Annotated in this window: 13 protein-coding genes; 5 read left to right on the forward strand and 8 right to left on the reverse strand. The window is 58.9% G+C overall.

The annotated features are described in order from the left end of the window. Nucleotides 1-60 precede the first annotated feature (60 nt). Nucleotides 61-291 carry a hypothetical protein gene (locus ACUM6F_RS06475; RefSeq protein ID WP_445348741.1) on the reverse strand — a complete coding sequence of 77 codons (231 nt, stop codon included), beginning with the start codon at nt 289-291 and terminating at the stop codon, nt 61-63. A 287-nt stretch (nt 292-578) separates the two neighbouring features. Here ACUM6F_RS06475 and ACUM6F_RS06480 point away from each other — a divergent pair, with 287 nt between their 5' ends. The 3 genes from ACUM6F_RS06480 to ACUM6F_RS06490 all read left to right on the forward strand — a co-directional run bounded on the left by ACUM6F_RS06480 (nt 579) and on the right by ACUM6F_RS06490 (nt 1,969). Then, entirely contained in the window at nt 579-1,052 is a 474-nt protein-coding gene (locus ACUM6F_RS06480) for a hypothetical protein (RefSeq protein ID WP_425620681.1), read from the forward strand. Nucleotides 1,053-1,310: 258 nt separating this feature from the next. Continuing rightward, complete coding sequence (locus ACUM6F_RS06485) at nt 1,311-1,661, forward strand: hypothetical protein (protein ID WP_445348742.1); 351 nt, start codon at nt 1,311-1,313, stop codon at nt 1,659-1,661. Between the two features lie 125 nt (nt 1,662-1,786). Then, nucleotides 1,787-1,969: a hypothetical protein gene (locus ACUM6F_RS06490; RefSeq protein WP_425620679.1), complete on the forward strand. Its 183-nt coding sequence runs from the start codon at nt 1,787-1,789 to the stop codon at nt 1,967-1,969. Nucleotides 1,970-2,130: 161 nt separating this feature from the next. Here ACUM6F_RS06490 and ACUM6F_RS06495 read toward each other — a convergent pair whose 3' ends face one another. The 7 genes from ACUM6F_RS06495 to ACUM6F_RS06525 form a co-directional block, all read right to left on the reverse strand. After that, entirely contained in the window at nt 2,131-3,762 is a 1,632-nt protein-coding gene (locus ACUM6F_RS06495) for an SPOCS domain-containing protein (RefSeq protein WP_425620678.1), read from the reverse strand. Nucleotides 3,763-3,832: 70 nt separating this feature from the next. After that, nucleotides 3,833-4,957, reverse strand: coding sequence for a CAP domain-containing protein (locus ACUM6F_RS06500; RefSeq protein ID WP_445348743.1), 1,125 nt, complete (start codon nt 4,955-4,957; stop codon nt 3,833-3,835). A 167-nt stretch (nt 4,958-5,124) separates the two neighbouring features. Then, on the reverse strand, nt 5,125-5,424 hold the full coding sequence (locus tag ACUM6F_RS06505) for a hypothetical protein (protein WP_445348744.1): 300 nt from the start codon (nt 5,422-5,424) through the stop codon (nt 5,125-5,127). Between the two features lie 243 nt (nt 5,425-5,667). After that, nucleotides 5,668-6,255: a class I SAM-dependent methyltransferase gene (locus ACUM6F_RS06510; protein WP_445348745.1), complete on the reverse strand. Its 588-nt coding sequence runs from the start codon at nt 6,253-6,255 to the stop codon at nt 5,668-5,670. A gap of 10 nt (nt 6,256-6,265) precedes the next feature. After that, a complete protein-coding gene (locus ACUM6F_RS06515) occupies nt 6,266-8,254 on the reverse strand; it encodes a glycosyltransferase (RefSeq protein ID WP_445348746.1) in 1,989 nt (662 codons plus the stop codon). Nucleotides 8,255-8,348: 94 nt separating this feature from the next. Then, the gene (locus tag ACUM6F_RS06520; protein ID WP_445348747.1) at nt 8,349-10,721 is read right to left on the reverse strand and encodes a glycosyltransferase family 2 protein; all 2,373 of its coding nucleotides are present in this window, start codon (nt 10,719-10,721) and stop codon (nt 8,349-8,351) included. After that, on the reverse strand, nt 10,711-12,717 hold the full coding sequence (locus ACUM6F_RS06525) for a glycosyltransferase (RefSeq protein ID WP_445348749.1): 2,007 nt from the start codon (nt 12,715-12,717) through the stop codon (nt 10,711-10,713). The genes ACUM6F_RS06520 and ACUM6F_RS06525 overlap by 11 nt, the downstream gene beginning before the upstream one ends. Nucleotides 12,718-12,894: 177 nt before the next feature. On the opposite strand from ACUM6F_RS06525, the gene ACUM6F_RS06530 reads away from it, so the two are divergent. Further along, complete coding sequence (locus ACUM6F_RS06530) at nt 12,895-13,347, forward strand: hypothetical protein (protein WP_425620671.1); 453 nt, start codon at nt 12,895-12,897, stop codon at nt 13,345-13,347. A gap of 360 nt (nt 13,348-13,707) precedes the next feature. Continuing rightward, the gene (locus ACUM6F_RS06535) at nt 13,708-14,493 is read left to right on the forward strand and encodes a hypothetical protein (RefSeq protein WP_425620670.1); all 786 of its coding nucleotides are present in this window, start codon (nt 13,708-13,710) and stop codon (nt 14,491-14,493) included. Nucleotides 14,494-14,588: the final 95 nt, after the last annotated feature.

Here is a 14,588-nt window from a genome sequence, read left to right on the forward strand (position 1 = left end):
AACCCCGGCCTTGCTCAGAGCAAGGCCGGGGTTTTAGTGACGGCGGCCCCGGTGCGGCAGCTATTCCGGTTTCTTTTGCGCCATCAGGGAATCAATCAACCGCGCCAGAGTCTGGTGGTCCTGTCCGGGCATGGTCTGCTTGAGCATCTCCATAACCCCGGAGACCATGTTGTTGACTTTATCCCTGTCCAGGGAATTCTTAAAGTTTTCCAGGGCTTTGATATCCAAGCTCTGCAGCATGCTCCTGATCGGCTCGGGAAAGTCTTTAAGATCGATGTTTGAATGCTCCATGCGCACTGCTCCTTCTCAATCAAGGTTAATACATTACTATGTACCGGAACCTCTTTTTGCGCCTACCAAAAGAGATGTCTTGAGGCCAGAGGTCGGAAGTCGGAACGGAAGCGCAATTTACGACGACAGTCACAGCATTTTTTCTTTCTACATAAGCTGGTAAGCACAAGGAGATTAGTCAATGCCCGCCTTTACTGGCATGACATAGACAAATGCCGCCCCCAAACAGAACTTTTCGGAAGGACGTGTATATGGTGCAAGCAGGCATAGCGAGAGGAATAACTGTAGTGGGGAAACTGGTTGCCAGGCTCGACGAGTTGGAAAGAAAACAAAACATGCAGGCCCAAAGCATTAACAGCATCGTAACCAAACTGGATCAGTTGACGGAGCAGATCACCAACCTGTCAGCCCTTCTCCAAGGGGACACGTTAATCTCTGATTCTAAACCTGTACCTTTGGCGGAGCCGTCGGCATCATGGATATACACTGCAAAACACTACGCCAGAATAGGAAAGACGGTAGGACTGGTAATAGAAAATATTGCCAACATGACTATGACGCTCATCGACTCCATTGACTCCGCCAAGGATAGCAATAAGTCTTTTAAACCTTTATCCGGGATTCAAAGCGCACCGTCAGGCAGTGAGATAGATTTCTCCAACATCTTGCAGACGATCACCAGGCTCTTCCAAGGGCTGACGGCAACGGAAGCCGGCAAAGAAGACCCTCCCCCTGCCGAACCATCCGGCGGCGACGAATAGGCAGTTCAATTTCTTAACAACTGAAAGATTTAACTTGCCCAGGCTGCTGATAGGACCTTATCAGCAGCCTTTTTCATTGCACCTACGCCCTCTGGAATTCGAACCTATCGTGGAGAGAGTCACAACATCTTCTCCTCAATCATAGACTGGTAAACAAAAGAAAAACAACCATGGCTAACCTTTGAAAGGATTATTTGCCATAAGTTATCGAACTATTTCAGGAAGGGCGTGTTTAATATGGAATTGGACGCAAGTACAGTGGAAAAACTGGTCGCTAGGATTGACGGACTGGAGGGTGCCCAGAAATCACAGGGGGAAGACATCAATCTTATCGCTGCCAAATTGGACCATCTGACCGAAAAGATCAACCAACTGTCGGTGCAACTTCAAGAAGGGCCTTCAGGCCATCAGCCGAAACCCTCGCCGCCGGCGACCTGGATTGATCTCGTAAAACACTATGCCAACCTGGGGAAGATGACCGGAAAGGCAATAGAAACTATGGCCGACACGGTTACGGCCTTAGTCGACTCACTTTCCTCCATTCAGGTCAGTAATCTGCCGAAAACCCGATCCAAGAAAGTGATAAACATTTCAGGCTTGAAATTATAACTTGTCCCAAATATGTCGATAATCCCACTATAAGTGGAACATTTTCCCATCGAAGGCATATTTTATATCAGAACGCCCGCCTGGGTGGCGTTTCAAAAACCTTAATTTAAGGAGGAATAAAAATTATGTCAGACGCTTTGGTTGAAGAGAACGTTGAAATCAAGGCCTTCCCGGGAAATACTGGGGGCATGGTGCTAGGATCATTGTTTATCACCCTAGGCATCCTCATCATAGTTCTTCTCCCAGGTATCTTCAAACTTCTTGGTCTGCTCCTGGTAATCGCCGGGGCCATCATCTTCGCCTTCTAAGGAGAACCGACACGGCTGCTTCCCAGTCGTTGAACAGGCACCCGGGCGCTGCACCCAGGTGCCTGTTTTAATGTGCCTATACGGCCCGCCGAAACGTTGAGCCACTTCCGCAAAAAGCGAAAGTGGCTCAACTGCTTAGCTGGCGAGGTTGTTATTCTTCCTTAGCCCAGTCCCCGGCAAACCACCAGGACGGTTCCCGGCTGCAGGTTGTTGCAGTCGACGCCGGGGTTGCGGGCCTGGATGTCGGCGACTGTGGTGTTGTTCGCACGTGCTATAGAGAAACACGTGTCTCCCGGGCGGACAGTAACGTTAATCAAGGTGCCGGGGCAGGGCAGCTCGGGTACCTCAGGCTGCAGCACGAGGCAGACGAAGATGATCGGCTGCTGGATGCGGGTGACCTTGACGGCGACCCTGACGACCAGGTCGATGGCGACCGTGCGCTTGTTTACCAGCTCGCAGTCGGAGAACTCGATCTGCACGGTAACGGCGACGTTGTCGTCATCGGTGATGTCGACAGGAAATTCGACGAACGTCGTCCAGGGGACCTCCGTCGTAAAGGCGTGTACGGGCTGGCTCGGGACGTTGGCCACGTAGAGCACCTTGACTACGGCTACGCCGCGGACCAGAACCTTGTCGGCCCCGGGCAGGATCTCGGTCTCCTCGACGCGGTTCTCCACCACGATACACTCGAGGGCCTTCTCGGCGTCGGGTTTCTGGTCGGGGATGTCGGCCTCGTCGCGCACGACGACCTGCGTTGCTCTCCGGCCGAGCACGACATCGCTGCGGATCCTGCGCGGCTCGACACCCGGAATGGGCTGCCGGAGGGCCGTAACGACGGTGATCTCGCGGGTGCGGGTGACCTCGGCCCTGAGCTGAATGACAGCGTTGATACTGATGCTGCACTCGCCCTTGGCGCGGGCGCTGACGTCTTCGATCGTGACCACCGTTTCGACCACGTCGTCCGGGGCCACCGGCCGGTTGAGTTCCACGAACTGGGTGAAGGGTATGTCGACATGGACGTGGTGTACGGGCTGGTCGCCCTGCCAGGTCTTGGCGACGTACACGATCTGCAGCTTCAGGACGCCTTCGACGACAACCTTGCGGTCGTTGATGATCTCGGTGCTGCGGATAACGACATCGGCAATGACACTAAGAACTTTTTCCGGACACGGCTTCTTCCCCTGCGTAATCTCGCGGACGTCCACCTGGTCGCTGATGATGACCTGCCGTTCGCCAAAAGCGATAACCTCTTCCAGCTCGATGGTCCCCAGGGTGGCGCCGGGGGCGTTGACCAGGATCCTCGTGGGCTCGGTCTTGGTAACCTTGACAAACTTTTTAATGATGACGGTCACCAAAATCTCCCGCTTGCCCGGCACGCAGCAGGCGTCCCCGTGGTGGCGCGTGGCGTTCATCTTCAGCCCGGCCTTGCAGGTCTCGACCATCAGTTGGACGAAGACGTCGGCGTCGTCGCCCACCTGCAGCCCCGGGACCTCAACGGACTGGGTGAAGGTAACCTCCTGTTCGACGTGGTGCACGGGCTGGTCGCCCTTCGGCACGTCGGCGACGTAGGTCACTTGCACGTCGGCCACACCCTGGATGATTACCTTGTTCTTAATCTTCTCTATTTTCGTGACGCGTGCCGTAGCGGTACAATCGATGACTTGTTCGACCGGGGGCTTTTCCGGGGGCACCGTAATGGTGGCCCGCACAGCAACCTGCGTGCGCTCCTCGCCGAGTACCCGGCGAACGAGAAACTCACGGCATTGTATGGGCGCGGGTGCTACTTGCGACAAACACAATTCCTCCTTTCGGCATTCTGGTATAATATATGCCGCTCAGGAGGAATTGTGAGAAATGTGATAACTAACCTATAAACATTTGCACGAACATTTTACCATAGGGACCACCATTTACCACCCCGATGCCCACCTTGGTGTAATTGGGGCTTAGGATGTTGGCCCGGTGGCCCGGCGAGTTCATCAGGTTAGTGTGGGCCGAGTCCACGGTAGGGGCTCCGGCCAGGTTTTCGCCGGCCGCCCTGTAGGTCACCCCGTACTTCCGCATCATATCGAAGGGAGAGCCGTAGGTCGGGCTCTCGTGGGCGAAGTAGCGGTTGTCGATCATGTCCCGGGCCTTCATCCGGGCCAGCTTGACGAGCTGGGGATCCATCGCCAGGGGCTTTAAGCCGTTGGCCGCCCGCTCTTTGTTCACCAGCTCCAGCATTTTGAGTTCATCGGCGCTGTAAGTCACCCCTCCCGAGGGCGGAGCAGGGTTGGGCTGGGCGGGAGGCGCGCTGGACGGGGGGACCGGCTTCGGCGCCGGATCAGGCGGATTAACGGACGGGGGCGGTGTCGGCCCGGGCTGCGGCGCCGGCTGCGGAACAGGCTTGGACGGGGACAGCGGAATACTGATCCGGTAGCGGATAACCTTGTAAAACGTACCGGGCGTAAGCGTACCATTGTCAGAGCTCTTACCGCATTCGAACGTCCCCCCCCGGCTTGCCAATGCGGTCGATGTACCGTTAACAAAACGGGAACCGGCGGAATTGTTCGGCGTACCGCCGGTGCAGCCGTTGCCGGGCGCCTGCTTTTCAGTCAGTTTGACAACGGTGCCGGAACTGGTTGAATTACAGCCGGAATAACCTTTCTCCTCCGGCGTGCCGGTGTTTTTAGCGGCGGCGACGGAAAATCCGGCGTCACCCACGGCATTACCGGGACAGTTATAGCCGGTACCCTGTTTTTCCGCCAGTTTAAAGGAACCGTAATTGGATGAATAGTAGACGCAACGCCCTTTCTCCGCCGCCGCGCCGGTGCTTTTGACGGCAACGGCGGAAAAGCCGGCATTCTGGAAGCCGGCCTTGATGCAGTCAACGATTTTGACTCCGTCAAAACACGGCTCCTGGGCGAAGGCTAAAAGCGGCAACGACAGCAAGGAAAACACCAGACAGACCGCGAATACGACAGACAACCTCTTCTTCCAAAACTGCATTAAACCCCTCCTTTTTCCTATTTTGGAACTCGTCCACCTATAGAATAAGATGAATGTACAAATCGGACAACTTTGGTAAATCAGGCTGAGCCCTGCTGAAATAGGATAATAAAGGAGGGTTGGGAGAGTTATGGCGGATAATGACGTATTTTGCATAGATGCTAAGATTAACCAAATTGGAGCGTTTCTGCTTCCAGCCCCATCTTTTCGAGCAACTGCTTGGCTTCCTGCTCAGCGGGACCGCTGACCACCAGTTTTATAAGTCCGGCTTCCACCAACTTTTTGAACTTTTTCAGGAGAAGAGAAGGTTCGGACACTGTATCGTCGGGACAGACTTCGGCGATACCGGCCGCAAAGCCGTTGTTGTACCCAAGGGTGCTCCCCTCGCTGAAACCCTTTTCGTACCCGGCCTCGAATCCTTCGGCAAAGCCCTGGTTGTAGCCCAACTCCCGCTCGTGCTTGGTCATAGTCACTTCTCCCCGCCAAGCTATCCCTTAAAAAGAGGTCCGAAACCAGAAGTCAGAGGTCTGACCTGGAAGCGATGCCCTGCGATCGCAAGTCAGCCATGCCCGTTTTTGACATGATATTAAGCAATCCCGTCAATTGCCCCTGAAATAAACCATATTCTGGCGGACCGTTAACGTTCGAAGGTTTATTGACATAAGTACCCGCACCTGTCGTGCGCCGACTTCGTCATCCTGGCACGCAAGTCAGCCCCGGTACAAGACGGTGATCAGGGTGAAGCCCCTGTTGGCAACGGCTGAGCCCATAAGCTGCACCCGGCCGCGGCCAAGGGACACGAAATCCTCGGGCCCTTCATAATCCCAAACGTGCTCGGGGTCGGAAGAGCCCCACTTCCAGGGCGTGGTGATTAACAGCAGACCCGCGGGCTTGAGCAGGTCAATCACGCGGCTGAGAAACGGCGCCGGCTCCGCGACGTGCTCCATGACCTCGCTGACCACGGCGATGTCGAACTTACCGTGGGGTAGATTGAACGAATCCCCGCTGGCCAGGTGCAGCGAGGCCCCCGGGCAGTTTTGCCCGGCCGTCAGCAGGCCCTCGGCGGAGATGTCCGTGCCGAAGAGTTGGTACTCCGGCCGGTGGTGGCTGAGAAATTTCAGGAATTCCCCGGCACCGCACCCGACGTCGACGAGGGTGTGGGAGCCCTGCGGCAGGTATAGCAGCATGGGACGCCACAGGTCCTCGTACAGCCGACGGCGCCCCGCCGCCCGCTCCCGGGCGTAAACCCGGTCCCAGTAAGCAGAGGTATTGATATTCTCCTGTCGGTTGCGCTTCAATGCTGTCACCTCAAGCCGGTCCCTTGACCATTCTTACGAGATCGGATTCATTATCAAGCCATTTTTTCAGGCGCGGCTTTTGGTCCAAAATCGACCGGTATTGCCCCAAGTCGCCGTAACGCCCGTGGGGGTCCGATTCCATGTAACGCCGGTATTTGTTCAGGCGGTCCTCCCGGCTCGCCCATCCCAAGTGCTTGACGCGCAGATCCGACGACGCCGTGGGCAACAAGACGATGTTCTTGGGAAACCTCCCGCAATGCAGGGGGGTTTCCTGCCACTGGTACGGGAAATGGGGCTGGTATCTGACTAGAAACGGACTGTAACGCAGGTGCGCCTTCCAGAATTCGTCCTCGCGGTAATGCTCCATGTCCCAGAAATCGAACAGCCGAAAGGCATAGACGTCGATGTTCGGCCGGCTGATCAAAGTCCTCAGCTCGGACACCGCCCTGTCTTCGAACATTTCGTCGGCATCCAGGATAAGGATCCAGTCGGGCTGCGTCTGCACGGCCAGGTCCCAGAGTTGCTTGCGGATGTTGATCTCGTTGGCGAACCCCGGCGACTGGTTGACGTGAATGAAGACGGGGATGTCTTGCAAGACGTCGCGGCAGATCTCCACGGTGGCGTCGGTGCTGGCGTCGTCGAGGATCACGGCTTCGTCCACGTATTGGGCGGCGTGCCGTAGAACGGCGGGCAGATACCGGCCGGCCTCGTTGCGCACGAGCATAGCCAGAGTCAGTTTTTGCGGGCCGGGCCTGACTACCCGGGTATAATCTTTATAACTGGAGGTTATCACCGCGGGTGCCCGGCACGGTCCGGCGTGCTCTTGTGCCTCGCAGCCGTCGATCTTCCACCAGTCCAGCTTGACCATGCGCACCCGCAGCCGCACGGCTTTCTCCGTCCGCTGCCCCTCCTCCGAACCCCTCAGGTTCAAAACCACGGCCAGGTCGCACCGGCTGAGGCCGTCGTCAAACGAGGGGTCAGCAACATCCGCCGTCTCGGCCCGCAGGATCGTCTTGCGTCTCGCGATCTCGCGCCTGTTCTCCCGCAGCCCCTGCAACTCCCTCCAGCCCCGCGCCGTGAAGTGCTGACGGTAGGCCTCCTCGTCCGACCTTCGCCGGAAGTCTGCGCTCAAGAGGTTTTCCAGCGCGTTCTGGATGATCGTGCTGATCTCGTGGGTGTAGGCTTTGATACTCATCTCGCGGAACGATTCGACGTACCGGGCCACCCCGTCGAGTTCGGCCCGCCGGTAGACGTGGTAGGCCGGCAAACAGGTGTCCACGAACAGCTCAAAGCCCAGGGCCACGGCGCGAATGCAGAGGTGGCGGTCCTCGCCCATGAACGAGACGTTGTAGATCTCGTCAAAAGAGACGCCTCTTTGCAGGGCCCTGAGGGAAAACAGGGTCAGCGCCCCCAGGCCCCCGACCCTGTACACGCCCGGCCGGCGCAGCATTTTTACAAACTCGCTGACCCTGCGCATTTTCTCTTCCTCGCTGATCTGCTCGTCTCTCCGCCGCCAGTACGTGGTGTAGCTGTCGGCCAGCCACACCTGCGGCGCCTCCTCGGTGTCCGGCCTGAACCTCGTCCAGAAGATTTCCGAGATGATGTCCTTGCCCCTGGCGATCAGGCACAAAAGCGTCTCGGGATGCAGCACCAGGTCCGAGTCAAGGAGCAGGAGGTAGTCGTAATGCCCTTTCTTGCAGTGCTCCATGATCTTGTTCTTGTTGCGCGTCACCCTCTGGACCAGCTCTTCGGTCCAGTGGTGGTGCACCTCGTCCTTAACGAAAGGGGTCCGCGGCATCTCGTTGCGCGCGATGAACACCTTGGCGCGCAGAGGGCGGAAACCGTACAACAGCTTTGAAGAGGCCGGATCGTCGTTGTCGTCGACGAACATGTAGTCGACAGCCAAGCCGGCGGTGTTCAGGTCGCGGATGGAATCCAGGAAGCATTCGAGTATCTCGGGTTCCTGGCGGACACTGCTCCCGATCAAGACTTTCTTCACCATGCTTCAGCTCCCCAGTACGTCTTGTTATCTTCTGACGGTACCGCTGACGTCCAGTTTTCCAGTGCAAAGCGTCATTCCCGATGCCCGGCGCTCAGTGCTCAGCGCCGGCGCTCATTAACAGGCTTCTGAGCGGCGACTGTTCGGTAAGAGACCTGACGGCCTGCCACCAATAGCTCGTCAAGAGCCCGTCGATCGCCCGCGTCACGCTTGCAAAGTCTCTCGGCGGGCGCTGGCGCGCCGCCAGGTCGCTGGCCATCTTCAGGTAGGCCAGACTTTCCTCGAACTTGCCCGTGGCGGCCAGGTACGCAGAAGCCACGCTGAGGCTTTGCGGGCTGAGGAGGTCGTGCTTTTCCAGAAACCTGGGCAGGGGGACGCTGAGCCGGTCCTTGATGAAGACCAGGCTTTTGATGGCGCGCTCGAAGGCTTCGGGGGTGCGGGCGGCCTCGACGAAAATCTCGAGCGCCCGCGAGACGCTCCCTTTTTGGGCCAAAACCATGCCCAAAAGACACGCGGCTTTAAAGCTTCCCGCCCCGGGGCTGATGACGTACTTTTGCCAGGAAGCGTCGCCCATTTCCAGGCAGCGGTTCAGGAGAAACTCCGCTTCTTCGGTCCGTTTAAGCAAGAAGAGGACGTTGGCGAGCACGTAAAAGAGATCGGTGTAATCCGGGAAAAGCCCCGTGCCCTGTTCCAGGACCGGCAGCGCCTGCCGGTACAGCTTCTCCTCCAGTAAGGACCTGCCGTAATAGAAGAAAAACTCGGGAACGCCGCTCCTTTCCTCGTCGTCGAAGCTGTTCGCAAAGCACTCGGCGGCCGCGGCAAACTCCCGCCCGTAATAATGCTCGACGCCCAGGGCGTAGTTTTGCCTCCGGGGCTCGCCGGCCAAACTTCGGGCGATAGCCTCCCTTTTCCACGCTCTTTTCCGGGCAAGGCAGGCGCTGTCGGCCAGGAAGTGGTAATGGTTGACCGTCACGTCCACGGTGGCGACGCGGCCGCCGGAGGCCAGGACCGCCGAAGCGACATCCTCCGCCGCCGCCCCCTCGTACCGGCCGACGCCCCTGCGGAACAAGCGGCAGGAGCTCTTAAGATGACAGTTGCCCAAGGACAGGCTCTTGTCCAGGTAGGTGCACACCTTGAAGGCGTACGCGTCGTGGTAGCCGTTCCTGACCAGGTTGACGATCATCTCCCTGCTCCGGTCGGGTAGCGCCTCGTCGGCGTCGAGGACGAGCACCCATTCGCCCGCGGCCCGGTTCAGCGCGAAATTGCGGGCCCCGGCGTAGTCGCCGGTCCACTGAAAGCCGTACACGCGGGCGCCCATCTGGTAGGCCGCGTCCGGGGTGTCGTCCTGCGAGCCGGTGTCCACGTAGATGACCTCTGTGGCGATCTCGTTTACGCTCTGGACGCAAGACCTGATCGACGCCGCTTCGTCCCTGCCAACGACGCAGACGCTGATCGCGGGACAGTCGCCCTTTTTAACGGCCAGCTTCTCCAGGTTGCCCAGCAGCTCCCGGGTCCCCGCCTGGTAAACGGCGGCCTCGGTGGGATACCAGGTGGGAGGAACGGGCATGGCTAGGTAGCGCCGCAGGTGTTCCCGTGCCTCCGTAAAGCGCCCGCACTTGACGTGACAAAAGCCGTCCAGGTACACCAGGTCGCTGAACTGGGGATAAACGCCCTGATAGTGGCGCAGATGATCGAGGGCCGCCCGGTACTTTTCCATGTCCATCAGGGTGGTTATCGTCCTTTTGACCAGGACGGGAGCAAAGGCCTGGTTGTGCTTGGTGCGCTTGAGCGCTTCCAGGTAGAACTCCAGGGCCTCCCTTTTATCCCCAAGGCGCAGGTACTCCGTGCCCAGGTTATAGAAAAAGAACCCGTCTCTTTGTTCCTCCGGGTAAGTGCCGAGGATGGCCAGGTTTCTCTGAATCTTGGCCTGGATGTTCGCGGCGCCGGCGTTGTAACCGTGGTGCAGGATGGCGATCTGCGTATGCCCGATGCAGTTCTGCCCGCCGGCGTCAATGATGGCGCCAGCGATCTGCTCGTGGATTTTGCCGGTGAACCTGAACTCCTTGCGGTTTCTGAACAGGCGGATGCTGGGAAAGGTTAGCTCGACGCCCGCACCGGTTACGTTGGAGATCAGGACGAAGTAGGCCTGGTAGCGGCTGTCCCGGATCACCTTTCTCAGTTCGGAGCCGCTCTTCCGCACGAGTTCCTCGTCGCAATCCAGGTAAAAGATCCAGTCCCCGGTCGCGTGCTCCAGCGAGGCGTTGCGCGCGGCGCTAAAGTCGTTGCGCCACTGCTCCCTGACGACCTTGGCCCCCAGCGACCGCGCAACTTCCGGGGTGTTGTCCGTCGACCCCGTATCGACGACGACGATCTCATCCACGAAATCCTTAACGCTGCGGATGGCGCGGCCGATGTTGTCGGCCTCGTTCCGGGCGATCATGCACAGGCTCAAGGTGTCAGTCGACATTGGCGAAAGCCTCCTTGCAGCGGTGCAACCTTTTTTTGAAGGCCGCCAGCTTGAACAGCGACCGGCGCAGTTCCGCGTTGCTCTCCTCAAGGCCGATCCCCTTGAGAACCAACGACAGGCACTCGTCCGTCAACTGTTCCAGCGCGCCGGTCAGATATAACTCGTTTTTTTCCGCGACCTCCCGGGCGGCCGCGGCAAAATACTTGAAGGCCTTCTCGTGCCAATTGAGGCCGGCGCAAGCCGCGCCCAGCAAGTAATAAGCCTCCGCGCGCGCGCGGCACCTGTAGAGCGCCCGTTCCAGAAGTTTTTGAGCCTCGCGGTGGCGGCCCCCGGCCAGCGCGTGCTTGCCGAGAGCAAAGTAAGCTTCGCCGGGGCCTTCCCCGCCGGAGACGGCCCGCCCGACGGCCAGGGCGAGGTCTTTATCGCCCAGCATAAAAGCCTCCAGGGCGATGTCCAGGGCCGCCCGGTGCGCATCATCCCGCTCGCCCAGCTTCGCCGGGGCCCCGCCGCGCTCCCCGGTGACCAGGGCATCGACGGCCCGACACGCGGCCGTCACCGGAGCGTCCGGGAGACCGCAGGCGGCGATCACCCGGGCCGCGCTTTTCCTGGGATCGTCGAGCCACCTGGCGAGGCACTGCTCCGGCAGGGCCTTCGCCGCCGCCGGCGAGCCGGGGGGAATGCGGTTCAGCATCTCGGCGGCCTCGGCGTAACGTCCTAGCCTTATCAGGCATTTTCCCTGAAGGAGGAGCATCCCGGGGTCCGGGACCGGTTGCGCCTCCAGTTCGGCCAGACAAGACGCGAATTCCCCGACGTCGAACAACAGCCGGACGACGGCGCGGCTGTCGAGCCCGGCTTTCTTTAAGAAGGCCGCCGTCTCCGCCCCCGTTTGCTTCTGTTCCTTGAGCAAGGCGCACAGCCTGGCGAACACCCGGTAAGACCGGTCCTCCTTGGCCGCCTTGAGAATGAACTCGACGGCCGCGTCGATATCCCCCCGGCGCGCGCACACCTCGGCCAGGTTTGCAAAAGCCAGGCGCCCGGTTACACCTTCCGTCGTGATGTACTCCGGCGGCACCTGCGTGAAATGGGTGCACTTCAGGAAGCAGGCCTTCGCCTCGGGTAGCATCCCGAGATCCCAGAAGATCTGTCCCTTGAGGAAATACAAATCGGGATAATCCGGGAAAAAGGCCAGCGCCCTGTCGGCAATCTCCAGCGCTTTGGCCTGTTCGCCCATATCGGAAAGACAGAGGACGTAGTTCCGGAAGAGCACCGGGGTAAACACCGCCCCCGGGTCGGCGTGCCGGATGGCCGTTTCGTAGTGCCGGCGCGAATCTTCGAGATTTCCCGCCGCATAGTAGCTGACGCCCAGGTTGTAATTATAGAAGGGATCGTCAGGGCTTTCGGCCAGGGCCTTCTTCAGCAGGGCGATGTTGCGTAGCGTTTTGGCCCGGCGTTCCTTCCGGTCGCGCATGTACCCGTAGTGAATGATGGTCAGGCCCGAATGCCTGATCAACGCCTCGGCCCTGCCGCCGAGATCGCCGAACCTGACCTGCTCGTGGACGACACCTTGAAAGCGGTAAGCCTCCCTGTTCCTGAACATGCGCAGGTTGAGGTGCCTGGTCCCGGGGCTGCTCTCCGCAGCGGTCGCCGGGCTAGCGATGGTGAAGGTCCATCCCTCCACCCCATCCGGCGCGCTGGCCAGCCTTTTCAGGTTTTGGGCTGTTTCAAGGGGCACCTCCTCGTCGGCGTCAAGGACGAAGACCCAGTCCTTGGTGGCGTGCTTGAGGCTCTCGTTCCTGGCCCGGGCAAAGTCGTCCGGCCAAGGGAAGGAAAAAACCCGGGCTCCGTAGCTTGTGGCAATATCCGGTGTCCTGTCCGTGGACCCGGTGTCGACGACGACGATTTCGTCGACCCAGCGGCGCACGCTTTCCAGGCACCGGCCCAGGTTTTTTTCCTCGTCTTTGACGATCATACAGAGACTGATGGTTCCTGTTTCCATAATCACCTGACTGCCTTCGCCAAAATTGCCATTGATTTTCCAACTTATGAAATAAAAGCGGGAATGGTTACACCGCTAGGGATTCCGGGGCTGACACAACCATATATTGGCAGGGGGTCCCTGGTAGCACTGTGCCAGGGTGCCCATATATTGTAAGAAAAGGAAGGAGGGTATCTCATGGCCATCAGGAGAATTTGCGTAGATGAAGTCACCACTCTGTCTACGACTTTCTCGGAAACCATTACCTGCGCAAACCCGGCGTTTACGCCCGTGGGACCGGGCAAGGTTTGCAATGCCGTGCTGTATAATGTCGGGGTCAACCTGGATTCGACGCCGATGACGCTGTCGTTCTCCTTCGACGCCCAGTTTGAGTACGAGTACGAGCACGAAGGCAGCATCTTCAGGGACTACTGCAACTCGGTGGGCAACAGCGGCTTTATCGCCCTGCCCGGCGGCACCACCCTGTGTCCCGGCGCAACGGCGCCCGAAGTAAAGTCTTCGGTCTCGTGCGACCCGGAAAACATCACCACGACCCCGACCCTGGTATCCGGCGTTGTCAACATGGCCTTCACCATCACCAACCTCTGCACGTCAGCCATTATATGCGTGAACGACAGCCCCTGCCCGTAGCCCGGAGTGATACGGAACAAAAGCCCTCATCCTTTGAGATGGGGCTTTTTTCTTTAGCAAGGCGCTTGACGCCGCAACGGCCGGAAACTCACGCGTTCGCGGCTTGACGCATATCCTGTAATCAACAGCCGCAAAGCCTATTGCTGTTTTTGAAAGGAGTCTGAAGTGATGGCCCCCGTGTTTAAACCGCGCAAACCCGCAGCCGCCCGGGGCACCCCCCCGGGAATGCCGAGCCCAGCCACGCCAACAAAAACAGAACTGAAACAGGCCGGGGATCGGGGCCTTGAAGATTCATCCGGGACCGGATTGCCGGGTACGCCCCAACAGCCGGTACAGGTATTGGATAGCTCACCGGAGCCAATGCCCGACTACGCGAAACCCGAAGCGGATCATGCCGAACCGCTGCCTTCAGAGGCGACAGAGCAGGCGGAGGCCCAGATCGACCTTGAAGACGAGGCCGGTGCTTGTGCTGCAGAGTTACCCGACCCGACCGCCGAAGGTTGCGAGTGTACCCAAGCCGGAGAAGCTTGCGCTTTTGAGACCGTTACGGAAATGCCTGAAATTATAGAGATTAAATGTGGCGAATTGCCCGGCCAGCGCGCAAAAGAGCGTTGCTCCTGCCAGTTCCCGATCAGGCTCGGGAAAAACTACGGCGCCGTCCAAACGATCGAGATCGCGGCCACGCCGGTTTCAGTCCCTGCAGGCATGGGCCGTACCCAACAGCCGATCCATATGCGGACCGCACAGCAGGCCGTCGGCCGGGAGAGCCCGCTCCGGCAAAAAGAAGAGGCCTCGGTTTATGTCGTCTCCGATCCGGAGGCCGTAAAAAAGTACCGCAGCCTTTCAGGCCGCCGGCCGACGCCGTATGCGCGGTCCCGTACCTGGAACGTTAAACAGGAGATGAAAACCAAGGAACAGGACGCGCTCCTCGACGAGATGGCGGCCCGCATGCAAACCCTGGAGGAGAGGCTGCAACGACTGGAGAGCCTTCTCAAGCCGGTGGACCCGCTCCCGGGCCGGCCTGCCGATCACGAACCGGAAAAGGAACAAAAAACCCAGGGTCTGCCGATTTCCGAGGAACCGGCAGATCATAGGGCTGCTCACCCAGCTCCCAGGCCCATCCTTCTGGTTAGGGAATGGAAGTGACATACTACTGTAGAAAAGTCGAAATAAAACCCCAGGTCGGTTCTGTTCTCGTTCAAAGGGACAAATTGTGAACCTTGGTTCATATGTACAAGGCG

The sequence above is a fragment of the Desulforudis sp. DRI-14 genome, from assembly GCF_052618305.1.

Coding starts and splice junctions, on each gene's coding strand:
- ACUM6F_RS06475 (WP_445348741.1), bottom strand. CDS start 291: ATGGAGCATTCAAACATCGATCTTAAAGACTTTCCCGAGCCGATCAGG.
- ACUM6F_RS06490 (WP_425620679.1), top strand. CDS start 1,787: ATGTCAGACGCTTTGGTTGAAGAGAACGTTGAAATCAAGGCCTTCCCG.
- ACUM6F_RS06500 (WP_445348743.1), bottom strand. CDS start 4,957: ATGCAGTTTTGGAAGAAGAGGTTGTCTGTCGTATTCGCGGTCTGTCTG.
- ACUM6F_RS06505 (WP_445348744.1), bottom strand. CDS start 5,424: ATGACCAAGCACGAGCGGGAGTTGGGCTACAACCAGGGCTTTGCCGAA.
- ACUM6F_RS06520 (WP_445348747.1), bottom strand. CDS start 10,721: ATGTCGACTGACACCTTGAGCCTGTGCATGATCGCCCGGAACGAGGCC.
- ACUM6F_RS06525 (WP_445348749.1), bottom strand. CDS start 12,717: ATGGAAACAGGAACCATCAGTCTCTGTATGATCGTCAAAGACGAGGAA.
- ACUM6F_RS06530 (WP_425620671.1), top strand. CDS start 12,895: ATGGCCATCAGGAGAATTTGCGTAGATGAAGTCACCACTCTGTCTACG.
- ACUM6F_RS06535 (WP_425620670.1), top strand. CDS start 13,708: ATGCCCGACTACGCGAAACCCGAAGCGGATCATGCCGAACCGCTGCCT.